21 protein-coding genes and 4 pseudogenes are annotated in these 23459 nt (G+C 64.4%); 12 read left to right on the top strand and 13 right to left on the bottom strand.

Annotated elements, in window-relative coordinates; all coding sequences use genetic code 11:
- From ACRDU5_RS12305 to ACRDU5_RS12295, 3 genes and pseudogenes are all read right to left on the bottom strand, one after another.
- Positions 1–216: wax ester/triacylglycerol synthase domain-containing protein (locus tag ACRDU5_RS12305; protein WP_526614814.1), on the bottom strand; the 216-nt coding region annotated here is incomplete at its 3' end.
- Entirely contained in the window at positions 213–1121 is a 909-nt protein-coding gene (locus ACRDU5_RS12300; protein WP_526614813.1) for an alpha/beta fold hydrolase, read from the bottom strand. The genes ACRDU5_RS12300 and ACRDU5_RS12305, both read right to left, overlap by 4 nt.
- 467 nt (positions 1122–1588) lie before the next feature.
- Positions 1589–1789: pseudogene (locus ACRDU5_RS12295) on the bottom strand (hypothetical protein); the annotation flags it as partial.
- A gap of 217 nt (positions 1790–2006) precedes the next feature.
- Between ACRDU5_RS12295 and ACRDU5_RS12290 the strand changes: the two are divergent.
- Positions 2007–3185, top strand: a complete 1179-nt coding sequence (locus ACRDU5_RS12290) for a metallophosphoesterase (protein ID WP_526614811.1) — start codon at positions 2007–2009, stop codon at positions 3183–3185.
- A 342-nt stretch (positions 3186–3527) separates the two neighbouring features.
- Here ACRDU5_RS12290 and ACRDU5_RS12285 read toward each other — a convergent pair whose 3' ends face one another.
- Complete coding sequence (locus tag ACRDU5_RS12285) at positions 3528–4832, bottom strand: PucR family transcriptional regulator (protein WP_526614810.1); 1305 nt, start codon at positions 4830–4832, stop codon at positions 3528–3530.
- Between the two features lie 115 nt (positions 4833–4947).
- Between ACRDU5_RS12285 and ACRDU5_RS12280 the strand changes: the two genes are divergently transcribed.
- The gene (locus ACRDU5_RS12280; protein ID WP_526614808.1) at positions 4948–6459 is read left to right on the top strand and encodes a WS/DGAT/MGAT family O-acyltransferase; all 1512 of its coding nucleotides are present in this window, start codon (positions 4948–4950) and stop codon (positions 6457–6459) included.
- A complete protein-coding gene (locus ACRDU5_RS12275; RefSeq protein WP_526614807.1) occupies positions 6456–8063 on the top strand; it encodes a long-chain fatty acid--CoA ligase in 1608 nt (535 codons plus the stop codon). The genes ACRDU5_RS12280 and ACRDU5_RS12275 overlap by 4 nt, the downstream gene beginning before the upstream one ends.
- A gap of 1 nt (position 8064) precedes the next feature.
- On the opposite strand, the gene vapC is transcribed toward ACRDU5_RS12275, so the two are convergent.
- A complete protein-coding gene (vapC, locus tag ACRDU5_RS12270) occupies positions 8065–8463 on the bottom strand; it encodes a type II toxin-antitoxin system VapC family toxin (protein WP_526614806.1) in 399 nt (132 codons plus the stop codon).
- On the bottom strand, positions 8460–8678 hold the full coding sequence (locus tag ACRDU5_RS12265; protein WP_526614805.1) for a type II toxin-antitoxin system VapB family antitoxin: 219 nt from the start codon (positions 8676–8678) through the stop codon (positions 8460–8462). Before ACRDU5_RS12265 ends, vapC begins: the two co-directional genes overlap by 4 nt.
- A gap of 126 nt (positions 8679–8804) precedes the next feature.
- On the opposite strand from ACRDU5_RS12265, the pseudogene ACRDU5_RS12260 reads away from it, so the two are divergent.
- Positions 8805–9430, top strand: a pseudogene (locus ACRDU5_RS12260) (serine/threonine-protein kinase); the annotation flags it as partial.
- Positions 9431–9723: 293 nt separating this feature from the next.
- Here the strand turns inward: ACRDU5_RS12260 and ACRDU5_RS12255 are convergent.
- The 5 genes from ACRDU5_RS12255 to ACRDU5_RS12235 form a co-directional block, all read right to left on the bottom strand.
- The gene (locus ACRDU5_RS12255) at positions 9724–10527 is read right to left on the bottom strand and encodes an SDR family NAD(P)-dependent oxidoreductase (RefSeq protein ID WP_526614816.1); all 804 of its coding nucleotides are present in this window, start codon (positions 10525–10527) and stop codon (positions 9724–9726) included.
- A 31-nt stretch (positions 10528–10558) separates the two neighbouring features.
- A complete protein-coding gene (locus tag ACRDU5_RS12250; RefSeq protein ID WP_526614804.1) occupies positions 10559–11200 on the bottom strand; it encodes a TetR/AcrR family transcriptional regulator in 642 nt (213 codons plus the stop codon).
- 3 nt (positions 11201–11203) lie between these two features.
- Positions 11204–12349, bottom strand: a complete 1146-nt coding sequence (locus ACRDU5_RS12245; protein WP_526614802.1) for a sulfotransferase — start codon at positions 12347–12349, stop codon at positions 11204–11206.
- Positions 12346–13575, bottom strand: a complete 1230-nt coding sequence (locus tag ACRDU5_RS12240) for a DUF1214 domain-containing protein (RefSeq protein ID WP_526614801.1) — start codon at positions 13573–13575, stop codon at positions 12346–12348. Before ACRDU5_RS12240 ends, ACRDU5_RS12245 begins: the two co-directional genes overlap by 4 nt.
- Positions 13576–13681: 106 nt before the next feature.
- A complete protein-coding gene (locus ACRDU5_RS12235; RefSeq protein ID WP_526614799.1) occupies positions 13682–14599 on the bottom strand; it encodes a LysR family transcriptional regulator in 918 nt (305 codons plus the stop codon).
- Positions 14600–14713: 114 nt separating this feature from the next.
- Between ACRDU5_RS12235 and ACRDU5_RS12230 the strand changes: the two genes are divergently transcribed.
- The 4 genes from ACRDU5_RS12230 to ACRDU5_RS12215 are packed head-to-tail and all read left to right on the top strand — an operon-like array spanning position 14714 to position 17999.
- Positions 14714–16000: an aromatic ring-hydroxylating oxygenase subunit alpha gene (locus ACRDU5_RS12230; RefSeq protein ID WP_526614798.1), complete on the top strand. Its 1287-nt coding sequence runs from the start codon at positions 14714–14716 to the stop codon at positions 15998–16000.
- Positions 15997–16320, top strand: coding sequence for a hypothetical protein (locus ACRDU5_RS12225; protein ID WP_526614797.1), 324 nt, complete (start codon positions 15997–15999; stop codon positions 16318–16320). The genes ACRDU5_RS12230 and ACRDU5_RS12225 overlap by 4 nt, the downstream gene beginning before the upstream one ends.
- 3 nt (positions 16321–16323) lie before the next feature.
- A complete protein-coding gene (locus tag ACRDU5_RS12220) occupies positions 16324–17154 on the top strand; it encodes a TauD/TfdA dioxygenase family protein (RefSeq protein WP_526614795.1) in 831 nt (276 codons plus the stop codon).
- Positions 17151–17999, top strand: coding sequence for a TIGR03619 family F420-dependent LLM class oxidoreductase (locus ACRDU5_RS12215; RefSeq protein WP_526614794.1), 849 nt, complete (start codon positions 17151–17153; stop codon positions 17997–17999). Before ACRDU5_RS12220 ends, ACRDU5_RS12215 begins: the two co-directional genes overlap by 4 nt.
- Before the next feature lie 13 nt (positions 18000–18012).
- Here ACRDU5_RS12215 and ACRDU5_RS12210 read toward each other — a convergent pair.
- Positions 18013–18954: pseudogene (locus ACRDU5_RS12210) on the bottom strand (R2-like ligand-binding oxidase); the annotation flags it as partial.
- A 106-nt stretch (positions 18955–19060) separates the two neighbouring features.
- Between ACRDU5_RS12210 and ACRDU5_RS12205 the strand changes: the two are divergent.
- Genes ACRDU5_RS12205 through ACRDU5_RS12195 form a run of 3 tightly spaced genes read left to right on the top strand, consistent with a single transcriptional unit; the run spans position 19061 to position 21634 of the window.
- Positions 19061–19465, top strand: a complete 405-nt coding sequence (locus tag ACRDU5_RS12205; RefSeq protein WP_526614793.1) for a nuclear transport factor 2 family protein — start codon at positions 19061–19063, stop codon at positions 19463–19465.
- A 57-nt stretch (positions 19466–19522) separates the two neighbouring features.
- Positions 19523–20110: a hypothetical protein gene (locus ACRDU5_RS12200; protein WP_526614792.1), complete on the top strand. Its 588-nt coding sequence runs from the start codon at positions 19523–19525 to the stop codon at positions 20108–20110.
- 9 nt (positions 20111–20119) lie between these two features.
- The gene (locus tag ACRDU5_RS12195) at positions 20120–21634 is read left to right on the top strand and encodes an FGGY-family carbohydrate kinase (RefSeq protein WP_526614791.1); all 1515 of its coding nucleotides are present in this window, start codon (positions 20120–20122) and stop codon (positions 21632–21634) included.
- Positions 21635–21856: 222 nt separating this feature from the next.
- Here the strand turns inward: ACRDU5_RS12195 and ACRDU5_RS12190 are convergent, their stop codons facing one another.
- The gene (locus tag ACRDU5_RS12190) at positions 21857–22564 is read right to left on the bottom strand and encodes a hypothetical protein (RefSeq protein WP_526614790.1); all 708 of its coding nucleotides are present in this window, start codon (positions 22562–22564) and stop codon (positions 21857–21859) included.
- Between the two features lie 160 nt (positions 22565–22724).
- Here ACRDU5_RS12190 and ACRDU5_RS12185 point away from each other — a divergent pair.
- Positions 22725–23459: pseudogene (locus ACRDU5_RS12185) on the top strand (IS1634 family transposase); the annotation flags it as partial.

The following is a 23459-nucleotide window of genomic DNA, read 5'->3' as shown; positions in this document are numbered from 1 at the left end:
CATCGGTCGGTGCAGATGCAACGGGATGTCCACGAGCTGATAGCGCAGCGGTTCCAGCAGGTGTAAACGACGTCGCAGGGTCTCGCGGAACACCTCGACCGTCGGCTCGCCGTCGAACTGGGAGGTGTCGATGACTGCGACTTTCAACGTGTGTTGTTGCACGTTGGGCGTCTCGCTATACAACATCATGGCGTCCCAGCCGTTGAGCCGCTTCATCGCGACACGGCCCGCGCGCCGTCTGCTCGATCCACGTGGTCGACCATCCATTCCAGGGCCGACTGCAGGCCGGGCAAGAAGGCCTCCGGATTCAACGTGCAGCACGCATGCCCGGCGTCGACGGTAACCGTGTGGGCGCGGGGAATCTGGCCGGCCAGCCACCGCTGGTCTTGGGAGGGAACCGCACGGTCCCGCAGCGTGAGGACGACCGCGGTCGGCACGTCGATCTCAGCAACCCACCGGCGGGAGTCGAAGCGCAACAGTTCGGCGACTGCGCGCATAACCGTCCCAGCGCTGGTTGCGCGGAACTGCCCGTACGCCCAGCGGCGGTCGTTGAAGTAGCCGTGATGCGGCGACGCGGCCGCTGCCAATCGCGCCGGTTCCGGACTGACGGCGTCGAGCAGACCGGCGAAGATGCCCGTCCCGAAGCGCCGATAGGCGGCAGTGCCGCCGAACCTCGCGGCGCCCGCGCACAACACCAAACCATCGGTCCGGTCTCGGTGGCGCCGCCAAACCAGCTGGGCAACAAGCGAACCCATCGAGAATCCGACGGGAATGAAGGAATCGACGCCGAGCTCGTTGGCGAGCGCGGCGACATCGTCGGCGCAGTCCTCGAGGAGAAAGCGCGGCGAGGTGATGCCCTGACCGTGTCCACGTTGATCGAAGACCACAACCCGACCGAACCGCCGCACCAGCTCTAGCGACGCGTACCACGTAAGCAGACCAGTGCAGGCCACCGAGTGCAGCAACACAAACGTCGGGCCGGCGGCATCGGTGTGTCCGGAGTCCACCACATAGGTGCTGCCCCGGCCTGGTAGCTCGATGACACGGCCAGCCGGTAGATGGCCGACCGACGCCACCTCGGGAAGCGTCAACCCGAGTGGAAATCCCTGCCAAGAAGGCATGCGCGGCACGTCGATTTCGCCATTAAAGCATGGCCATGAGGGTCATTCTGCGTCGTTTTCGCATGGTCAATGACGACTGGTCGGCCGATTCTTGAGTGCCGACTACACGGGGTACCCAGCGAGCTGCGGTCTTTGCTTGTATTAGTGAAATATCGACTCAGGCCGCCTCGACCTCTTGAACCAAATATATGGTCCTAATACGGTCGCTGTAGTTGGGGGTGCGGGACTGTAAATGCTGCTCATGGATGCGGGGAAGCGCCGTACAGCCTGGCGAGGCGCCATTTCGGCCGGGACGATCAAGCGGTCGCCTGTTCGTTGTATGCACGAACACGGCGGTGGTGAGTGCATCAGTTACCGGGGTGCACGGACAGTGCACCGGTTAGCGGTGTCCACGAATCGCGCGGCCTACCGCCCGGCGATGCGGAGTGACTTGTGACGAAACGCATCTCAGCAGCACAACATCTGGGCGACGGCCCATCAGCACCGCCCCGAAGCGGCGATGATCCCGTGTCGTGGTACAGCACTACCAGTACGTTCGGCACTCCCTCGGGTGCCCGCTTCAGCTCGTATGGCGACCAGTCCGGCGTGGAGTCCCGCACATCCAGCTTGATGACACCCTTGAATTCCTCAGTCGTTGTCTGTCTCCCGTCAATGGTCGTTTCGCGGATGTGAGGCCGGTGGCGGTGGGTGACTGGCTGGCGTCGATGTGTAACAACTCGATGTGAACAACGAGTGATCAACCCAATCTCATGGGGAGGATTCGAGGTACCACACGGCGGATTCGACCGGTGTTCTGGGAAACGAGACGCATCGACAGCCGCCGAGATGCCGCCCTTTCCTGTGTGATCAGCTACGAAGGGACATCAGCCTGCAGAAAGGACGTGCATGTTCATCGTTGTTCTCATCGCAATTCTCGGGCTGATGCATCTCTACCTCTGGAAACGGCTGATCAAGGACACCACCCGGCCAGGACGCACGCGACGGATTCTCACGGCGATCCTCATCGCACTTGCGACGGTCCTCGTCGCGACCCTGATCGCGCCGCGGGTCTTCGGGCTGACCGAAACGGTGTCGTTCGCGTGGCCGGGCTACTTCTGGTTTGGCCTGGCCGCGTACTTGTTCCTGATGTTGCTCGTGCTGGAGCCGCTCCGGCTCGCGCTGCGAGGCTGGGCCAGGAAGGAGCCATCAACGGCGATGACCGCGAAGGAGCCCACAGCGTCGCGGGCGTTGAATCGGCGGGTATTCCTCGCTCGGGCCGGTGCGGTGGCGGCCGGCGCAGCGTCGGTCGGCCTGGTCGGGGTCGGTGCTTCCAAGGCGCTCGGGCCGCCCGACCTGCTGCAGGTACCGGTACGCCTGCGCAAACTCGATCCGGCGTTCAACGGGTTCCGCATCGCGGTCGTCTCCGACATCCACCTTGGCCCGCTGTCGGGTGATGCACACACCGAGCGGATCGTCGAGATGGTCAACGCGACAGCGCCGGACCTGGTGGCGATCGTGGGCGACGTAGTGGACGGGACGGTCGAGCAGCTCGGCTCAGCGGCGGAGCCGTTGCGGGACTTGCACTCCCGGGAGGGAACATTCTTTGTCACCGGGAACCACGAGTACTACGTCGAGGATCCATTCTCCTGGTTGCGGGAACTGGAGCGGCTCGGCCTGCAGCCACTGCGCAACGAGAACACGCCGATTCGGCGCGGTGCCGCAGCGTTCAACCTGGCCGGCGTGAACGACATCGCCGGTGAATCGTATTCAGACGCACCGGACTTCGACCGCGCCCTATCCGGACTGGATCCGTCCGGACCGACGATACTTCTTGCGCATCAACCGGTTCTGATCGAGGAGGCAGCTGCGCGCGGGGTGGATATGCAGTTGTCCGGACACACCCACGGTGGCCAAATGTGGCCATTCCACTACATCGTCCGGCTCGGACAACCGTCCCTCGCCGGATTATCCGCGGTGGACAACACGCAGCTGTACGTCACACGGGGCGCGGGGTTCTGGGGTCCGCCGGTGCGGATCGGCGCGCCACCCGACGTCACCGTGCTGTCGCTCCACGGCGAGATGTAGTCCGGTTTGGGTTGAGCAGGCGGGCGACGGCTCCGAGCGCGTTCAGGCCGCGACGCCTTCCGCGCAGGATCGCGCCCGCCATGAATCCGCAGAAGAAGCCGAGACGGAACAACCTGCGCGCGCGGCGCTTGTTCCTCCACACAACAGCTGATGCGAAGAATCCACATGTCGCGGAGATAATGGCGACCGCGAGAAGCAGAGAAATCAGATGTGTCGGTCCGAGCGACCCCATATCGCAACCTCCGGGCCGTCGTCTGCGTAGGCCGCTTGCCCGATCCAATCACGGTCGTTGTCGGACCAGCATTGCTGGCAAATGTTCGTGACCAAAGCGAGCACGAAGTGTTAGCGGCCCGTCGCCGCACCATCTACCGGAGCGCCTTCGGTCGCAACGATTTCGGCCAGGGCCAGCGCGACCCGCAGCTCGAGTGTGCGCATGTCCAGCGGCCTTCCCAGCAGCTCTTCGGCTTGCCGGAGCCGGTAGGCGACAGTGTTCTCGTGGACGTGGAGTCGTTTCGCCGCCCTACCGCGGCTCCCGTTCTCTTCTAGGTATGTGCGCACCGTCGCGGCGAGCCGGCGGGTGGTTTCATCGGTCGCTCCCAGCGCACCGAGTTCGCGCGCGACGAAGCTGCGGGCCTGATCTATGTCTGCTGTGGCAAGGGAGCGCAGCGAAACGTCGTTGAAGCGGGTGACGCTGCCTTCGGGGCGACCCGTCAGCCGGGTGACTCGCTGCGCCTGAAGTGCCTCGAAGTGACTGTCGCGAAATCCCGCTATACCGCGAGCCGGTTCTCCGATCGCCACCCGGACGCCCGGCGCCGGCGCCGTCCGGAACCGCAGCTCGTCCAGCACTCTGGACGGTACCGAGCTCTTGGTACTGATCCAGGCTGCGATTGACAACGTGCCGAGAGGGTGGACAAGGGGGTGCTTGTTGCCGATAGCCGCGGCGATGTCGCGGATGGCCGCTTCGAGCAGGGCGAGGGAATTGCGGTCCTCCTCGTGGGTGTCCAGCCAGGCGACCGCGGCGACGTGCACCCGGCGCAAGTCGTGGCGCAGCCGTCGACTCGCGACATCGACGTCGATGGGTTGCCCGGCCAAGATCGTGCCGACAGTCTCGGCCTGGCTGGCGGCGGCGCTGCGCAGCCACCGTTCCCGCTCGGTGGTGTACGCGTCCTCAACGAGGCACAGCGCGGTGTCGACGTAGCCGAACAACACCGTCGAACACAGGTCGGTCGCCACATTCAATTCGTCTGCGTCCGCCACATGGCTGGCCAGGATCGCCTTGAGGTGTTGCGAGGTCGCGGCATGGGCCAACCGGTAGATGCGCATCAACGTGGTCAGCAGAACCCCGCGTTGTGCGCCGTCGACCGCGTAGTCCAGCGTCGCGGAGGGCAGCTTGACCGCCTCGACCGGATCGGCGCCAGAGCGCAGTATCTCTGCGAAGTCGCGGATGCTTGCCTCCGTGCTAGCGCGGATGCCTTCCAAACTCCCGGGGTCGTCGAGCAAATCAGGCATCCGTGCGCTGACATAAGCCACGACCGCATCACTGATCTCGCGGGCACGTTCGGTGAGTTCGACAGCCGCCTTCTGCACGACCGTCGACCACAGCCGACGCTCGGTCTCGTCCTGAGCAGCCACCCAGGCCGGTTCCATGCCGCCCACGCTATCGCCGCACGTCGCGGTGGGTGAGGGATTCCGACAACGCACGGACCCAACGTTGTCGGGCGCAGACAAGCGGGCAACGATCAGCGCCACCGACCATCGATGAATGCGCCAACTGACGAGCCTCGACACCCAGTTCCTCGCCATGGAAAGCAACCGCATCCAGGGCCATGTGAGCGTGCTGGGGGTGTACGAGGCCGAGACGGCCTCGGGCCGACCGCTGAACGCGGCACTGGTTCGTGAACTGATCACCGAACGACTGCACCTGCTGCCCACCTTCCGCTGGCGGCTGGCCCCTGTCCCGTTCAACCTCGACTACCCGTACTGGGTCGACGACGGCACCTTTGACATCGAGTACCACGTCCGAGAGATCGCGGTGCCCGCTCCCGGCACTCAGCACCAGCTGGCCGAGTTGGTGGCCGAGCTGATCGGTAGGCAGCTCGACCGGGCCCGCCCGCTGTGGGAGGTATACGTGATCCACGGGCTGGAGGACGGCGCCGTTGCGGTGATGACCAAAATGCATCACGCCGCCGTTGACGGAGTGTCCGGCAATGAGGTGATGAGCATGCTGCTCGACGATGACGCCGGCGGTCGAAAGCCGGAGTCGGCACCCGAAATTGTCGCCGAACGTTTCCCGTCCGAGTGGCAGATGCTTGGCCGGGGAGCACTCGGCATGCTGCGTCAGCCGTTGCGTGTATTGCGCGGGGCCCCAACGACGTTGCGTCATCTCGACGATGTCCCGACGCTCCGCGGCTTGCCCGGGGTCAAGACGGTCGCGCGAACTAGTAGAGGGATCGGGCGGCTGCTTCCCGCCGGCGGTGCCAGATCCGCACCGAAAGGCAGCGACGTGGTGGCACCCAAGACCCGGTTCCAGACCCGGATATCGGCCCACCGCCGAGTCGCGTTCGGGTCGGTGTCGCTCGATGATGTGAAGATGGTCAAGAACGCGTTCGGCTGCACCGTCAACGACGTCGTCCTGGCCATGGTTACGTCCGGTTTGCGGTCGTGGCTGGAAGAGCGGGGGGAACTCCCGGCTCAACCCCTGGTGGGCTTCATCCCGATGTCGGTCCGGACCCCGGAGCAGATGGGGACGTTCGGTAACCGGGTCTCGGTGATGCTCTCCGAGCTGCCGACCGACGGGGCGGACCCGTTGGAACGGCTGCGCCGGATCAACGAGACCATGAACGCGGTCAAGGAGCGCCACCGCACGCTGCCGGCATCGCTGCTGCTGGACGCCAACCATTTCATCCCGCCGGCCCTGTTCGCCCAGGCGGCACGCGCGACGTCCCGGTTGGTCGGCGTGCGCGGCATCAAAGCGCCCGCCAATGTCGTGATCTCGAACGTGCCGGGGTCGTCGTCGCCGAAGTACCTCGGTGGTGCACGGCAGCGATCGCAGATACCGGTGTCCGCCGTGGTCGACGGGATCGGCATCAATATCACCCTCATGAGCTATCAGGACTCGCTCGACTTCGGAATCGTCGTGGATCGCGAACAGCTCGACGACCCATGGCCCATCCTGGATGCGCTGCGCGCGGGGCTGGACGAGCTTCGCGACGTCGCGCAAGCGCCCCCGATCCCAATTCGTAGGTCTGCCACCCGTAGGAAGGCAAACTCATGACCGGGCATCTCCTTAGCGGCAGTATGGACGACTACCCGCTGACCCTGACCAGCATCGTGGAGCGGGCCGAGCAGTTCCATGCCGAGCGGGAGGTGGTGTCGCGCCGGCCCTCAGGCACGATCACCCGTACCACCTTCGGCGCGTGCGCCGTCCGTGCTCGCCGCCTCGCGGGCGCCCTGGCCGGACTCGGCGTGGGCGAGGGTGACCCGGTGGCGACGCTGTTGTGGAACCAGAGCGAGCACCTCGAGCTGTACTTCGCAGTGCCCGCCATGGGTGCGGTTATTCACACGCTGAACCCGCGGTTGTTTCCCGAGGAGCTCGCCTACATTGTCGATGACGCCCAGGACAAGGTGATCGTCGTCGACGAGTCCCTACTCGACGTGTTCGAAACGTTCCGAAAGGCAAGGGACTTCGCGCACGTTATCGTCGTCTCACACACCGGCGAGACGCCCGGCGGCATGCTCGATTACGAGTCGCTGATTACCGGCGGCGAGCCGGTCGAGTGGCCCAGGCTCGATGAGCGCCAGGCGGCGGCGATGTGCTACACCTCTGGCACCACAGGCCGGCCCAAGGGTGTCGTCTACTCGCATCGCGCGCTCGTCCTGCACTCGTTGGTTGCGGCCTTGCCGGATCAGCTGGGCGTATCGGCAAGGGACACAATGCTTCCCGTCGTCCCTATGTTCCATGCGAACGCCTGGGGACTGCCGTACGCCGCGGCGCTCGCCGGAGCAGGTCTTGTACTCCCGGGCCCACGCCTGGACCCGGAGAGTGTGCTCGACCTGTGCGCCGGCGAGGGCGTGACGATGACAGCGGGGGTGCCCACCGTGTGGATGGGCATGCTCGCGGCGCTCGATGCCGAACCCGGCCGATGGGACCTGTCTGCCCTGGACCGGCTGATCGTCGGCGGAGCCGCTGTCCCGCGGTCGATGTTCGAGGGGTTCGACCGGCACGGCCTCACCGTCGTCCAGGCCTGGGGCATGACGGAAACTGCACCGCTGGGCTCGGTGTGCCGACTGCCGCAGAGCCTCGACGAGAGCGAGGCCGACGACCAGTACGGCTACCGGGGACGCCAAGGCGTCGCCAGCCCGTTCTTCGACATCCGCGCGCGCGACGACGACGGCAGACTCATCGCGCGGGATGACGCGGCCATGGGTGAGCTCGAGGTCCGCGGACCGTGGGTCGCCGGCAGCTACCACGCCGGCCGGGGCGCCGACAGCTTCACGCCCGACGGCTGGTTCAAGACCGGGGACGTGGTCCGCATCGACGCCCATGGCTGCATCCGGATCTGCGATCGCTCAAAGGATCTCGTGAAATCCGGGGGTGAGTGGATATCGTCGGTCGACCTGGAGAACCGGCTCATGTCCCATCCGGCGGTCGCACAGGCCGCGGTCATCGCCATACCCGACGAACGGTGGGGCGAGCGCCCACTCGCGGTGGTTTCACTTCGCGCTAACGCCGAAACCTCCGCGGACGAGCTGCGCGAGCACCTCGCCCAGGACTTCGCCAAGTGGCAGCTGCCGGACCGGTTCGAGTTCGTGGCGCAGATCCCGTGCACGGCCACTGGAAAGTTCAAGAAGACCGAGCTGCGCGACCAGTTCGCATGAGCTAGAACACCGGCTCGGTTAGTAGCCCGCAGTGTGCACGGATGATTTCGAAGTCGCGATCTCGATGCAGGATGGGCACCTTCAGCCGGAGAGCCATCGCCGCGATCTGGCAGTCGATCAGGTTTCGCACGGTCTTGCCCTCGCGCCGACATCTCCGGTGGATCGCCGCGGCTTCCTCGCTGTCGGAGAGCGGAGCGATCGGCTCGATGTGAAAACGGTGCAAGAAGCGTCTGCGTCTGTGGGCTGTGAGTTCGTCGGTCGGTCCGATGAGCAGTTCCATCAAGACCTGCTCGGGGACGATCAGGTGCGAATCGCGCGCGATCTCGTCTGCGATCCGGCGACTCGCCCCGGAGTCCGAGTTGTTCAAGAACTCGATCCAGGCCGATGTGTCGACGATCATTCTCGTTCTTCGGGCGTGTCCGAGAACGCCTCCACTTCGTCGTTGCTGAATTCGAAGCCCGAGCCCTGCATGGCAAGAGCTTCCTCGCGCGACATCGCATCACCTACAAGTCTTTGAAGTGCCAACTGGACGGCGCTCTTCTTGGAGTCCAGTCGATACATTCGCATCGCCTGCTCGATCAGATCGTCGTCGATATCGATGTTGGTCCGCGTCATGACACCATCATACACTATGATGTGTATATGCGTGCCTGCTCATCGATGCTGTTTCCCGCGGGGTCTCCGGCTATCCCGCTCCAGGGCACTGGTCGCGCGCAGCCGACTCACCGACGTCCTTCGCGCCGGCGGACGGGTGCGCTTCTGGGCGAATTGCTCTACGAGACTGGCGACCTGGCCGAGGCCACGCGTCTACTGGACGAGAGTTATATGCTCGGATCCGAAGGTGGCGCAGTGGATTACTTGGCCGCCAGGTACGTCATCGGAGCGCGGATCAAGGCAGCCCAAGGAGATCATGAGGCTGCGGTCGATCGCCTTGCCGCTGGCGCGAAGGCTGCGGACCAGCTGCGGCTGCCACGCCTTGCCGCCCGGATCACGAACGAGCGCATCCGGCTGGGCGTCGCGCTACCGCAGGCGGTTGCCGCCGGCTTGCGATCGCCCCGCACCATCCCCCAGGACAATGGAATCGCCACGCTGACAGCCGAACTCAACGAGGACTCCGCGGTTCGCCTGCTATCCGCGAGTGATTCTGCGGACGACCGCGAGCAGGCGTGCCGACGGGCCGCCGAACTGGCTGAGGCAATCGATGGCCGCGCAGACCCCTCGCTGCGCTGTACGCACGACTGCTGCTCGTCGAGACGCTCACGGCCGCCGGCCGGGCAACTGACGCCCGAGACGAATTGGCACCCCTAGCCGCAAGGTGTGCGGAACTAGGGGTGCCAGTTCTGCTGGTCGATGCGAAACTCGCGTAACGGTCGTTAGGCCGGCTCGGGCTTCCATCGCCGATTGCCGACGGCGTGGGCTCCGCTGATGACCAGTGGGACGAGCGCCGGGGCGAGCACCAAGATCATGATCGCGATGGGGGCGAGATAGCTCATGCTTTCACTCGCATTTCTCCGCTCAGTGAGCGGTTCGGTTGGAGTTTGGTATGAACAGGATCGTCGACGGTGCCATCGCGGGTCTTGACATAACCCGACATGTTTTTGTCATTTCCCGACACGCCAGTGTGGTTCGAACGGCGCATCTCTTGAATCACTTCGCCTTCTCAAACGAAGTCGGAGCCCCCGTCGACGTTTACCGTGGCGCCGGTGACATAGCCGTTACGCCGGGACGCCAGGTAGGTCGTGATGGAGGCGATCTCCTCGGGGAGCCCGGCGCGACCGAGGTCGCACGGCTGGTGGAAGTTGTTGTCGATCCAGGTCATGACGTCATGCGGATTGGTGGCATCGAGGCCTTCGGCGGCGAGGATGTCGTTGAGTTGTTCGGTGAAACTGGCGGTCACGATGGTTCCGGGGCACACGCAGTTGACCAGAATGCCGTCCTTGGCAAGACTTTTCGACAAATTCTTGGTGACGCTGGTGAGTGCTGCCTTCGATGCCGTGTAGGCGACGATGCGCGGGTTCTGTCGCTGAATGGAGTGCGCGGACAGTGTGACGATGCGAGCCCAGTCGGCGGCGCGCAGCATGGGCAGCGCGGCGCGAATTGAGCGCACACCCGACATGGTGCCAAGCGCGAAGGCGGCGTCCCATTCTGTGTCGTCCATCTGCTCGAAATATCCATCGCCCGGACCGATGGTGTGTACCAGGCTATTGAGATTTCCCCAGCGCTCGGAGACCGCCGCGAACCCGGCGGTGATGGACGGAGCATCGGCCATATCCACGCTGATTCCCACTGCGTCGGGAGCACCGGCTTCTCGAAGTGTTTCCACTGCGGCGTCGAGAGACGGCCGGTTTCTGGCCATCACGGCCACGCTGGCTCCTTCGGATGCCAAGGTTTCGGCGATGGCGAACCCCATGCCCTTGCTTCCGCCGGTGACGACGGCCGTCGATCCGGCTAAGCCCAGGTCCATCGTGTCTCCTTCTGTCAGTGATGCTGATTGGTCAACGGGTTTGAGCGATCGTTTCCGGCACCACGCCCAGCCCGCGCAGGCAGAAGCGCAGAACATGTTCATGAACGTCAGTGCGATCGCATTCGCCTGTCGTCCATTGCCGTTCGGTGCACGCCCACACCACGCCCTGGATGGACTGAGCTTCGTTGACCGGATCGATGTCGTGGAACACGCCTTGTTGCAGGCCGCGCTCAAGCTGTTCGATCAGCGGTTTGAGCATCTCCGCGTATGCGGGTTGTACCAGCTCGGGGGAGGCGAACATCTGTGATTGGGCCTCCAGTGACAAGTGACGCATGTCGGATTTGATGTTCTCGTCAAACGCCAGGTCGAGTCGCCCGTCGATCCAGGCGGACACCCCGTCAACCGGATTGGCGGCAGACCCCATCTTCCGTCTCAGCCGCCGCTTCTCCACGCGTGCCATTTCCAGGAAGACCGCCGCAACCAGCTGGTCCTTCGATTCGAAATTTCGGTAGAAGGCGCGGGTGCCCAGCTGGGCGCGATCAAGGACTGAAGCGACGCTTAGTCCTCGAACTCCCTGCTCGCGAACGGATTTCGACGCGGCGGCCACGATGGCGCGACGCACACTCGGGTCGGGAGGAAGTTTGTCGCGTCGTCGCGTGCGTGGGCCGCTCATGGGTCACGCGGTCGCGTCATAGGTGCCGAGGTACTCCGCGAACCGTTCGCGCACGCCCGCTGGCGTCAGTCCGAAGTCGGCCAGATCGTAGTCGTGTGCGCCACGGGAGCCCGGTCTGTGCTCGCGGGCCCACTGCTCGACCGAAAGCATGGTGGCGTCGGTGAAGGTCAAGCCCAGGGACTCGTAGCTGGCCTCCAGCGTCTGCACCGGGGCGGTCTGCAAATCGGCGAAGGCGACATCGCCGAAACGCTCGTCACCGACGCGTTTGCGGAAGTCCATCGCCCGCCGAACTCCCTCGGCCCAGCTGTGGAGCTGCTCCGCGCCGAGTTCCTCGGGGTCGTTGCGGTCACTGCTCCAGCTGCGCACGTACCGGATGAGGCTGCACACCGAGCCCATCACCTTGGCCGGATCACGGTGACTCCACATGAATTTCGCGTTCGGATACGCCTCAACGAGCGCATCGAGGGCGAACATGTGCACCGGTGTCTTGAGGTGCCACAGAACCGGCGGGCAGTGCCATTGCAAAAGTTTGAGCACCCGGTGATGGAACGTGTAGGTATCCCGCATATCGCAGTCCATCAGCCACGCCAGGTAACCCGGGACGCGAACGACACCGTCGAAATGGAAGGTGCGAAAGCTCATGCCCATCAGGTCCTGGCATTCGGTCGCGGCCGTCGCCTCGGAGTTATACAGGGTCTTCATCAACGGAAACATGTCGTTAAGCATTTCCAGGCCGGCTTCTGCTTGCGCGATCCGCGGGTCGGTGTGCTGAGTCGCCGCCTCCGGCGGCGGGGTCGGGGCCTGCGACTCCCACATTCGCAGCGAACGGAACTGGGGATCAGCCGCCACCAGCTGACTCAACGCCGTCGTCCCGGTGCGGGGCAGCCCGATGATAAAGACAGGGCCGCCCACAACCTCGTCGTTGATTTCGGGATGGTGGGCGTAGGTGTCCTCGATCTTGAGGCGTTGGATCAAGGCGTTGCTGATGGTTGCGTGTTGGATGACCTGGCCCATGTCGTTGAGGTCGGCCTCCGTGTTCAGCGCCTCGACGGTCCGCTCCAGGCCCTCCCGGTAATAGGGCGAGCCGAAGTCGCACAGCCCGGTTGCGGCGCGGGCGCCGTCTTCCAGCTCGTCGGCGGAGAACGTCACAGTGCGAATCTTTCGTGCACGGCGCGGCGGCGCCGGTCGAGGATGGATGCCCGTTCGTCGGGGCTGACGCTGGTGGTGTCGGCGGGCAGCGCCGAGGCGATCTCGTCAAAGCGCACCAGGCGGGTTCTCGGTATCGGTGCCGTCGCGGTGCGCACGCAGCGCAGGATCATTGCTCCATTGCTGAAATCGGCGGTGTCGAGCCAGTTCGCCACTCCCGGGTCACGCCCGCACAGCACCACCCGCACCAGCCCGTCGGAGTCCACCACCGCCTGATGGGCGTTGAGGCTGGACTGATGGCGTCCGTAGTGGATCGTCTCCCACCACGGGTTGCCGAGTGAAAAACTCCAGTAGACACCCTCGGGTGGTTCGACTTCCAGGATGAGCGCCTCGTCAGGACCGAGTTCCCAGCGACCGATGACCGGCCTGTTTTCCGCGGCTGCACCGATCTCGGTGAGGTCGACCGGGGGCAGGAAGCCGTTGGGTGGTGCCGCCCCGCCAAACTGGAGAAAGAACTGCAGGTTGTCGTGAACGAAGTCGCCGAGGGCGACCAGTTGCCGCGACAACGCGACGTCTGGATCGACGGTGCTGCGTTTGGCCTCAACCGGTTCGCCGAGCCGTTCGATGCGCAGCGACGAGGGCACCTCGATGTTCCAGTCGTAGAAGAAGTGGCGCACCGTCAACGTGGGATGATCACCCTCAATCCGCATCCAGTTTCCGTCGCGCTCATCGGCGGACAGGACGACCTCGAAGTTCCCGTCCGTGTCCACTTCGAGTTCGTCGACCAATTCATTTGCGGTCGAGACGATCCCGTTCATCGTCTGCAGTCCGACATACCGGGCGGTGCCACGGTTGCCGAAGAGCCGGTAACTCTCACCGCCGCGCATGGTGGCCCGGGTGTAGATGCAGTCCGGGCACTCCATTCCCCAGGTCACGATGTCATCCGTGCTAGTGCGCTCGACACTTAAGACTGGATCCGGATCGAACCTCAACGCCTCGTCGACGCCGGCTGCCAGCAGCACCAGCAGATGCCGCATCCCCGCCGCGAGATCGACCCGATTTCGATTCGCCGGGTCGGATTCAACGACCCGAGCTGCCTCGCCGAGCCTGTGCAGTAGATGCGACCACGCCTGCGGCAGACCCATGTCTTCGCAGCCCGGTTTGCCGGTTAGCGACGCCTCCGCAATCGAGAACGGCAGCCACGCCAGTGGCCTCTGCGCTTCGCTCACGGTTTCTCCGCATCTGTGGGGCGGGCTGCGCGTTATCTGAAAACCATGTTTTCGTTTAACGTGCGATCACTATCTCCCCCGACGGTGACGTTGTCAACGTCGCGCATCAGATTCGAGCGGTGTTCTCGACGATGATCTCGCAGGCCGCCTCGTAGAACGCGCTTATCAGCGTGGAGAAGGAGAGCTCGAACGGATAGATCATGTGCACGTCCAGCGGCTCCAGGTTCCAATCCGGCAGGACGGGCACGATGCTGCCTTCGCGCAGCTCGGTGGTGCAGATGATCTGAGTCGGCATGGCGCCGATGCCGAGCCCTTGCATGATGTATTGCTTGCACACCTGAAAGTTGTTGGCGCGCGCCCGCATCTGGGGCGACAGCTCGTATCGACGCCGCTGTTTGGCCACCGTGAGCTTGCGTGGCCCGCCGAAGCCGAAGTCGATGAAAGGCAGGCTGTTCAACTGCGTCGGATCGGCAAGCGGCTCAGGAAGTTGCCGCACGAAATCGGCTGAGGCGCACAGGAAGAGTTCGAGACTGAACACCTTTCGTGCGATCAACGTGGAATCCTGCAGTGGCCCGGTGCCGAAAACCACGTCGAACCCGTCCTTGATCGGGTCAACCATGTTGTCCACCAACCGGATGTCCAACCGCGAGTTGGGATAGCGCTGCAGGAACGTGGCGCCGACCCTGGAGGCGTAGTCGATCCCGACGAATACCGGTATGGCGACCCGCAGCTCGCCCTGGGGTTCCTGCTTGCTCCCTTCCACCAGGGCGCGGACGCCGTTGGCTTCGGCCAGGATGCTCACGGCGTGGCCGTAGACCTGCTCGCCGAGGTCGGTGACGGTGAGCTGATGCGTGTTCTTGCGCAGCAGCTTGATGCCGAGATCGGATTCCAGCTTCGTCAGCTTGCGGCTGACGGTGGATTTCGGCATTCCGAGCAACACCGCCGCTTTCGACAGGCTGCGGCTTTCCACCACCTTGCCGAATACCAGCAGGGCATCGAGATCAAAGGGCAGGTTCTGTTCCATGTGCGGTGTTCCAAATATGCAACAGGGTGTTGCGGTTTTGCGGCTGTTTTGACTATTTCGGCAACTGTTACCGTCGGCCCGGATCTAGTCGGGGCCAACGGACAGGAGGGCCTCATGAGTCAAGAAACCCTGGTGAGCAAGCCCGCAAGTGGGCATTGGACCGATGCGTATCCCGAACTCGGCCGCGGCCCGGTGTCGCTCGAGGACTGCGTTTCGCGGGAGTTCTACGAGAAGGAACGCGAGCACGTCTTCAAGAAGACCTGGCTATACGTGGGCCGGGTGGAGCGCGTGCCGCGCTCCGGCAGCTACTTCACCCGCGAGCTGCAGTTCCTGAACACCTCGATCATTGTGGTGCGGGGTAAGGACGACGTGATTCGCGCCTTCCACAACATCTGCCCGCATCGCGGCAACAAGATGCTGTGGCAGGACGATCCCTTCCGGGAGGTGCAAGGCCGGGCGCCACTGCTGTACTGCCGCTTCCACGGCTGGCGCTACAACCTGGATGGCTCGCTGCACTCGCCCACCCGCAAGGATCTGCTGCTCGACTTCGATGCCGACAACTGCCGCGTGCCGGCGATTCAATGCGAGGTGTGGGAAGGCTTCATCTTCATCAACCTCAACCCGGACAACACCGAGCCGCTGCGCGCCTTCCTCGATGAGCTCGCGCACGGCATCGAGGGCTATCCCTTCGGTGGGCCGCACCGGGTGTACCAATTCAAGACCGAGCTGCAGTGCAACTGGAAGATCTTCGTCGACAGTTTCGCGGAGAGCTATCACGGCCCCTACCTACACGCTTCCTCGTTCGGCAACCTCACCGCGGAGGCCAAGGAGGCGCTAGACAAGCCGAACCCGTTCACCGATGCGTTGGCCTACCAGCTCAAGGGACCACATAGGATGTTCTCGTTCGCCGGTGAGCCATCGCGAAAGACACCGTATTCCAAGCCCATTGAGTGCGTGATGGAGGCCAGCGCAGCCGGCCCCTGGAACAAGCGCACCGATCGCGGGCCCATGCCGCCCGGCTTGAATCCCACGCGCGCAGACAAATACGGTTTCGACTCGTTCCAGTTCTTCCCCAACTTCGTGCTGATCTTCGGTGCCTCCGGTTTCAGCACTCACACGCACTGGCCGACCGGACCGCACTCCCACATCTTCGAAGTGGAGATGTTCTATGCGCCCCCGACCACGCACAAGGAGCGGTTGGGCCAGGAACTGACCGTGACGTTCCTCAACGACATCATCCTGGAGGACGCGAGTCCATGCGAAGGCGTGCAGGCGATGCTGAACAGCGGCGCGCTGAAGGACTTTCACATGAACGACGAGGAGATTCTGCTGCGCCATCTGCACAAGGTGGTGGCCGACTACGTGCGAGCCGGCGAGATGCAGCTGGGTGCACTTCGATGAATGCGGTTTTGCCTCAACAGTTCTCGCAGCTCGAACACCTGGTACCCGAGTGGGCCATCGAAGATGGGCACGAGCGCTATGTGAAGCGCGTCAACAGCTCGATGGACCAGATTCGGGCGTTCTACGACGAGATGTTTCCTCATGCCGACGCGGCGGTGGCCTACCTCGACCAGTTCGACTACCAGAACCCCCTGCCGGAGGACGCAGCCAACCTGCGCAACCTGCTGTATTCGCTGATCACCGTTTCGCTGGCGGTGGAGCTGTGGAACCAACCGCGGGTGAAGCATTCTGCCAACACCATTCTCACGAGATTGAGCTGACGCATGGGACTTTCCGCCACGCAACTCGACGTCGTCGACCTCACCCCGAGAATCGGTAGCGAAATCAGAACCAACCTCGACACGCTGCTGAGCGGCCGGGAAGCCGAGAACATCCGTTCGACGCTGGAGAAGCGCGGAGTGGTCTTTTTCCGCGGGCTGGACGTCAGCGATGAGCAGCAAGTCGCCATCGCCAAGACCCTCGGCAACATCGTGGCTAACGAGGGCGAGGACGGGATCTACAAGATCTCGCTCGACAAGAACGTGAATCAGCGAGCCCAGTATCTGAAGGGCTCGCTGTTCTGGCACTTCGACGGTTCGCTGCAGCCCTATCCGAATCTGGCCACCCTGCTGCGGGCGATGAAGCTATCCGAAACCGGCGGGGAGACCGAGTTCTGCAACACCTACGCGGCGTACGACGACCTGCCGCAATCCGACAAAGACACCATCGCGGAGCTTCGGGTGGTCCACAGCGCTGAGCGGTCGCAGTACTACGTGACCCCGGAGATGAGCTACGACGAGATCACGTTCTGGCAGAAGTCCCCGACGAAGGCTTGTCCCATGGTGTGGACGCACCAGTCCGGCCGCAAGTCGCTGCTCCTCGGCGCGACGGCGGACTACGTGATCGGACTGCCGGTCGAGGAGAGCCGCGCATTACTGGCTCGCCTGCGCGACTGGGCCAGCCAGCCGCAGTACGTCTATCGGCACGAGTGGCAACTCGGTGACCTGCTGATCTGGGACAACACCGGCACCATGCACCGCGCGCTGCCGTACGCCGTCGACAGCGGCCGCCTCATGCACCGCACCATTCTGGCGGGGGAAGAGCCCCTGCATTGAAGCTCGCCATCGCGACGCCCGTCGTCACCAACGTCGCCGGCGCCCCCTTGACGTGGGAGAAGAACGCCTCGATCGAAGACATAGGCCGCGTCGCCGAAACAGCGGATCGACTCGGCTACCATCATCTCACGTGCAGCGAGCACATCGGCATCCCTGCCTCCGAGGCCGGGCGACGCGGCGCAAGGTACTGGGATCCCCTTGCCACGTTGGGCTATGTGGCGGCTCGCACCGAACAGATCCGGCTGGCCACCATGACCTTGGTGCTCGGGTATCACCACCCGCTGGCGATCGTAAAACGTTACGGCACACTGGATCACGTCAGCGGCGGCCGGGTGATCCTCGGCGTCGGCGTCGGCACGCTCAAGGAAGAATTCGAACTTCTCGGGGCGCCGTTCGACGACCGAGGTGCGCGTGCCGACGACGCGTTGCGCGCACTGCGGGCAGCTCTGGCAACCAATGAGTCGGCCTATGACGGTGAGTTCTACTCGTTTGGCGGGCTGATTGTTGACCCCTGCGCGGTGCAGCCACATGTGCCGATTTGGATCGGTGGCCGGACCCGGCGCTCCTTACGGCGCGCGGTCACGCTCGCCGATGGTTGGTGTCCGTTCAACGTGCCGATTGCAACCGCTGCAGAGTGGCTACAGGCGCGAGAGCTTCCCCCAGGGTTCGAGGTCGTCCTGCCGGCTGATCATCCTCTCGACCCGGTAAAGGAGCCGGCGGCGACGGCGGAAACGCTGCGGACCATGGCCACCGGCGGCACCACGATCCTGTCTGCCCGATTCATCCATCACTCGCTGGAGCACTACCTCGAGCAGATCCACGCGCTCGCTGAACTGCATATGTAAAGGTGTCAGCCTGTCATGCCGAGGCTGCCAGCGCCTTCTTGTCCTCGTCGGCGAACGTGTCCTCCAGCTGCAGCGGCGAGTAGTCGACATCGATCTCGGCCAGTGCGCGTCCCCGCGCGCTACCGATCGTTCCGAGCCGTCGCATTCCCTTGTCGGCGGCGTATACCTGGAACTCATCCATGGTCAGGTCGAAGGGGATCTCGTCGTAGAGGGCGAAGGCATCTTCGGTGTTCTGCATTGCCAGCGGTATGAGCTCGTTCATGCGTGTCTCGAAGACCGTCCAATTGGCATCGTCGGCGGCGACGTGGCGCCGACAGGTGAAGGTGCCCCACGCCATGTGGCGTCGCTCGTCGTCACCGATGCGCTGGACCAGTTCCTGCATGCCGGGAAGAATCCCGCGGTCAACGCAAATCCTGTGCCAGGCATAGTATCCCGTCAGGGCCATCATGCCTTCGATGACGTGGTTGTATGTTGCCGATGCCCGAATCTGGGCGGCCGGTGAGGGATCCATCGACAGGGCGTCGAGCGATTCCGGAAGTTCTTCGTAGAACATTTTCCGGTAGGACGGAAGGTCGTCGAGGTAGTGCTGTAGGTCGTCGGTCATGCCGACGGCGTCCAGCCACATGCGGAACACCTGGGTGTGCTTGGCTTCCTCGTAGGCGAACTGCGTCAGGTACATCTCGTCACCGAGCCGCCCTTCGGCCCGCATGGCCGCCATGAAGGGCTGGATGTCCTGGGTGACCGCTTCCTCGCCGGCGATGAACTCGGCGCACAGCCGAGCGGCCCAGTCGCGTTCGAGGTCGGACAGCGACTCCCAGTCGGCCCGGTCGCGGGAGAAGTCGATATCGGCCGGATTCCAGAACTTGGCGTTGCCGCCGGCGAACAACTTCAACGGCAGGCTGGCCCAGTTGAGGCCGCCGGCGGCGAGCGAGTGTGAACGTGTCCTTGTCATGGAATTGACCTCCTCGGAGAAAGCTGGGTCGCCGCCATATTACTGTGAGCCACCTCACAGTCAAAGGGGCTAAGCTGCAGGTTAGTCAGGAATTTGGGGGGCCGCCATCGTGAGCGAAAAAGGGAACGCCGAACTCGTCCAGAGCTTCTACGACAACTTCCTGGCCGGCGACCTCGACGCCGTGCTCGCGCTGCTCTCTCCAGACTTCACGATTGTCTACTCCGGGCCGTCCATAATCCCCGCAGCGGGAACATGGAATGGGCATGACGGTTTTCGAGGCTGGGCCCAAGCCGCTTTGCAAGGTCATCTGCCGCCCGAGTCGCTGAACGTTGGCGAACCCATCGTTCAAGGTGACAATGTGGTCGTCCCCGGGCACGTCACTTTGCGCGTCAAGACCACCGGCAAGACCTGCGAGACCGACTTCCTCCATTGGTTCACTGTGCGTGATGGCAAGCTCACGAGCTGGCGTGACTTCTTCGATACCTATGCCGTAGCCCAGGCATACATGAGTTGAGCCGAGGCGAACTGCGAAGCCGCGTGCTGATGGGACGATGAGACGTAGTGTCGCTCCATGACGGACAGCCAACCGTCCCATCAAGAGTTCCGTCGCGGTGAAAGAACTCTTCTGTTGCTGGTCGCTGTGATCGCGGGGTTCACCGGCATCCTCGGGGCGGGGGTCGGTGGATACTTCGCCTACAACGCCTCCAAGACGGAATCTCGCGCTGCAGACGTTCGGGCTGAACGAGAAGAACGAAAAGACGCCTACGGTGCGTACTTCACAAGCCTCGATGATCTCAACGACATTGTGTATGAGCTCGGCGACGAATTTAGGGTGTACAAGCCAGAGGCCAACGATCGCATATTGGCCAAAATCGGCGAATACGAGGCCGCGTGGGACGAATGGGGACGATTGGACGATGCCATGCTCTTGATCAGTTCCACCGAGGTCGAAACGACCTCATACAACGTGACCGACGCGGAAAACGTGATCCATGACTTGATCGATGCCTTCCAGAGGTACATGCGGGAAGGTCAACCCGATGAGATTCTCCGCCGGATGCCGGAGTACGACCGCGGCTACGAGGCGGTCAACACCATGGAGGACCAGCTCTTCGAGGCGGCCAGGAAAGACTTGGCCGAACTCGGCTACGAGGAATAAGCGTTCCCGGTGGACTTGCTGCTCGGAATCGACATGGGGACCGGGAGCACAAAGGGGCTTCTCGTCGACCCGTCCGGTGCAGTCGTGGCCTCCGAGACGGTGTCGCATTCGATGCAATTGCCTCGTCCCGGCTGGGCGGAAGTCGACGCCGAGGCGACCTGGTGGGGCGAGATCTGTGCCATCGGCAGCGCGCTGAGCGCGCAGGTCCCTGCCGGATCGGCCGTGGCCGCATTGTGTGTCAGCGGTGTCGGCCCGTGCCTGGTGCTGTGCGACCAGGCCCTGCGGCCACTTCGTCCGGCCATCCTGTACGGCGTGGACACCCGAGCATCGGCCGAGATCGACTTGCTGACAGAGGAATTGGGCGCCGACGCGATCCTGGAGCGGGCCGGGACGGTGCTGTCGAGCCAGGCGGTTGGCCCGAAACTGGAATGGGTGCGTCGCCACGAACCCGAGGTCTTCGCGCGGGCGACGCGCTGGTACGGCTCGAACTCCTACATTGCGGCCAAACTCACCGGTGAGTACGTGATGGACCACCACACCGCCAGCCAGTGCGACCCGCTCTACGCCATGCGCGAGTTCGACTGGAATTCCGACTGGGCGCAGCGTATTTGCGGGCATCTTCAGCTCCCCAGGTTGGTGTGGCCCAGCGACGTCGTCGGTACCGTCCACGAGACAGCCGCCGCAGCGACCGGTTTGCCGGTGGGGACACCGGTGATCGCAGGCACCGTCGACGCCTACGCGGAAGCGTTCTCGGTCGGCGTCCGGCAACCGGGCGATCGGATGCTGATGTACGGCTCCACCATGTTTCTCGTGCAGATCATCGACAGCTACTTCAGCGATCCCGTGCTGTGGACGACGGCGGGGGTGGAGCGCGAGACCCTGGCACTGGCCGCGGGCACTTCGACCGCCGGGAGCCTCGTGAGCTGGTTGCAAACCGTCACCGGCGAGGCACCCGTCGAGACCCGGATGGCCGAGGCGCAGGCGGTCCCGCCCGGTTCTGAGGGCCTGATGGTGCTGCCCTACTTCGCCGGCGAGCGCACACCCGTCTTCGACCCGGATGCCCGGGGGGTATTCGCCGGACTCACCCTTCGCCACGGCCGCGGCCATCTGTTTCGCGCTGTGTACGAAGGCATTTCGTTCGGGGTCAGGCAGATCCTGGAGAGGTTCGACGAGGCGCACGCTCCTAGGCGCACGGTGGCGGTAGGTGGTGGGCTGCGCAGTCCGGTGTGGGCGCAGACCCTGGCCGACGTGACGGGTCGTCCGCAGCTCGTTCCTGAGCAGGTTATCGGAGCCAGTTACGGCGATGCCCTGTTGGCGGCAATCGGCGTCGGTCTGGTGCCGCCCGACACCGACTGGGCAAAGATCTCCTCGGAGATCATGCCCGATCCGGACAATAGCGCGCGCTATGACGACCTATACGGGACATGGTGTGAGTTATACCCGGCCACACGGGATTTGGTGCACCGGTTGGCAGCGGTCGATGGCTCGCGCTTGGATCCAGCCGGTTGGTTTCACGCTCCATGATGCCGTTGAGCACGCGGGGCGCCACGACATCGATAGCCCGCGGCGCCAGCGCCTTGCGCGGGGCGATCCGGACCGGCCGTGTGCGTGCGGCGGTGAGCATCCAGTCGGCCAGCGGCCGGCGGATGGATCTGGTCGCGTTGCCGCCCGATGCGGCTATCCGCTCGACAACCGCTGCCAGGAGGTTCTCGCGGCGTGCGATCAACTGCCGGCGCGGCTCCACGATCAGCCCAGATCCGGTTTGGCCGCCAGCACCCGCGAGCGGGATTGGCGGCTGAGATCGTCTTCGATGCGCCGCCATCCGGAGTGTCCGTCCCCGCCGATGGCCGCCAGCAGCGCCGCGGCGTCGGAACGGTCGCAGAGCAGGTCCGCCACCATGGTTTCCTCCCAGGGGAGTTGTGCGAAGCGGATCGCCCTCCGGGCCAGCGCTGATGCGATGGAGGGCTGCACGTGCGGGTAGTAGTAGGTGCGCAGTAGCGTGCGCAGCGCGCGTTTCTCGCGGCCGTGCAGGTTGGCCGCGAGCTCCCAGGCCCCGACACCGTTGACGACGGCGACGAGATCACCCATCCGCGCCGAGGCCGCGAGGAGTGCGATCATCGCCCGCTCGTCGCCCGCGCCGGTGTGCCCGTGGCAGAGTCCTTGCAGAGCGCGGATCCGCTCGACGGTATCGAGGGCGTCGGGCAATCCGGCCGCAGCCCGAGAGAGCGCTTCGGCCGGGGCGCGTCGCAGTCCGTCCATCGTCGGCCGGAGTTCTGGTTCGATACCCGAGAAGGCGTCCGCCCTCCGGGCGGTGGTCACATCGCCCTCGAGCCGCCCCGCCTCGGGCTCGGTGTACGGATTGTCCCCGGCGCCGCCCGAGGCGACCAGCGCCTCCGCGCAGTCCCACGCATAGGCGCGCTCGTGAATGAGGTCCGCACGGAACAGGTAGCGCATCCGTTGCGAGTGAGTGATCTTTAGTCCGAAGTTGCGGTAGCTGAGTGGGTCGATTGGTTTGTTGACCGGGGGAAAGAGGCCGGACAGGCCAGATTATGTAGTCAGAATATATGGGCGTGTCGGCTAGGAATACCTCGGTGTAGCCGTTAAGCTGCTTGTCATGTCGCGGGGAAGCGGGAAGGTTCACGTAGTCAGAGTCAGGAAGACGCACGTGGACAAGCGGGGCCATCGCCGCGACTACTTTTCGGCGTATCTGCGCCGCACCTACCGCGAGGGCCAGCGGGTGCGCAACGAGACGGTCGCCAACCTGTCGGCGCTGCCCGAGCACGTGGTGGACTTCATCGACGCGGGACTCAAGGGTGCGCAGCTGGTGGCGGCCGGTAGCGAGTTCACCATCGCCCGGTCGCTGCCGCACGGGCACGTGGCCGCGGTCGCGGCGATGGCGCATCAGCTGGGCTTTCCCGCCCTGCTGGGGCCGGCGGGCCGGGCGCGCGACCTGGCGCTGGCGCTGATCATCTCGCGGGTGGTGCGCCCGGCGTCCAAGCTGGCCACCGCCGCCTGGTGGCCCGATGTCACCCTGGGACCCGATCTCGATGTCGCCGCCGCCACCACCGATGAGATCTACGCCGCGATGGACTGGCTGGCCGAGCGCCAAGACACCATCGAAACCACGCTCGCCGCCAAACACTTGGGGCCAGAAGCGAACCCGGGGCGCATGGCGCTGTTCGACCTGACCTCCTCGTGGGTGACCGGGCGGTGCTGCGAGCTGGCCGCGCGCGGCTACTCCCGCGACGGCAAGAAAGGCTTGCCGCAGATCGAATACGGCATCCTCACCGACCCGGCGGGCCGGGCGCGCGACCTGGCGCTGGCGCTGATCATCTCGCGGGTGGTGCGC

The sequence above is a fragment of the Mycobacterium sp. genome (assembly GCF_050701515.1).
GTDB lineage: Bacteria > Actinomycetota > Actinomycetes > Mycobacteriales > Mycobacteriaceae > Mycobacterium.
Note: the sequence above shows the minus strand (reverse complement) of the source record. Positions and strands in the feature narration are given on the sequence as shown.

What these genes read in the sequence shown, in the direction of transcription:
- ACRDU5_RS12300 (WP_526614813.1), bottom strand. Translation starts at nt 1,121, where the DNA reads ATGCCTTCTTGGCAGGGATTTCCACTCGGGTTGACGCTTCCCGAGGTG.
- ACRDU5_RS12290 (WP_526614811.1), top strand. Translation starts at nt 2,007, where the DNA reads ATGTTCATCGTTGTTCTCATCGCAATTCTCGGGCTGATGCATCTCTAC.
- ACRDU5_RS12285 (WP_526614810.1), bottom strand. Translation starts at nt 4,832, where the DNA reads ATGGAACCGGCCTGGGTGGCTGCTCAGGACGAGACCGAGCGTCGGCTG.
- ACRDU5_RS12280 (WP_526614808.1), top strand. Translation starts at nt 4,948, where the DNA reads ATGCGCCAACTGACGAGCCTCGACACCCAGTTCCTCGCCATGGAAAGC.
- ACRDU5_RS12275 (WP_526614807.1), top strand. Translation starts at nt 6,456, where the DNA reads ATGACCGGGCATCTCCTTAGCGGCAGTATGGACGACTACCCGCTGACC.
- vapC (WP_526614806.1), bottom strand. Translation starts at nt 8,463, where the DNA reads ATGATCGTCGACACATCGGCCTGGATCGAGTTCTTGAACAACTCGGAC.
- ACRDU5_RS12265 (WP_526614805.1), bottom strand. Translation starts at nt 8,678, where the DNA reads ATGACGCGGACCAACATCGATATCGACGACGATCTGATCGAGCAGGCG.
- ACRDU5_RS12255 (WP_526614816.1), bottom strand. Translation starts at nt 10,527, where the DNA reads ATGGACCTGGGCTTAGCCGGATCGACGGCCGTCGTCACCGGCGGAAGC.
- ACRDU5_RS12250 (WP_526614804.1), bottom strand. Translation starts at nt 11,200, where the DNA reads ATGAGCGGCCCACGCACGCGACGACGCGACAAACTTCCTCCCGACCCG.
- ACRDU5_RS12235 (WP_526614799.1), bottom strand. Translation starts at nt 14,599, where the DNA reads ATGGAACAGAACCTGCCCTTTGATCTCGATGCCCTGCTGGTATTCGGC.
- ACRDU5_RS12230 (WP_526614798.1), top strand. Translation starts at nt 14,714, where the DNA reads ATGAGTCAAGAAACCCTGGTGAGCAAGCCCGCAAGTGGGCATTGGACC.
- ACRDU5_RS12225 (WP_526614797.1), top strand. Translation starts at nt 15,997, where the DNA reads ATGAATGCGGTTTTGCCTCAACAGTTCTCGCAGCTCGAACACCTGGTA.
- ACRDU5_RS12220 (WP_526614795.1), top strand. Translation starts at nt 16,324, where the DNA reads ATGGGACTTTCCGCCACGCAACTCGACGTCGTCGACCTCACCCCGAGA.
- ACRDU5_RS12200 (WP_526614792.1), top strand. Translation starts at nt 19,523, where the DNA reads ATGACGGACAGCCAACCGTCCCATCAAGAGTTCCGTCGCGGTGAAAGA.
- ACRDU5_RS12190 (WP_526614790.1), bottom strand. Translation starts at nt 22,564, where the DNA reads ATGCGCTACCTGTTCCGTGCGGACCTCATTCACGAGCGCGCCTATGCG.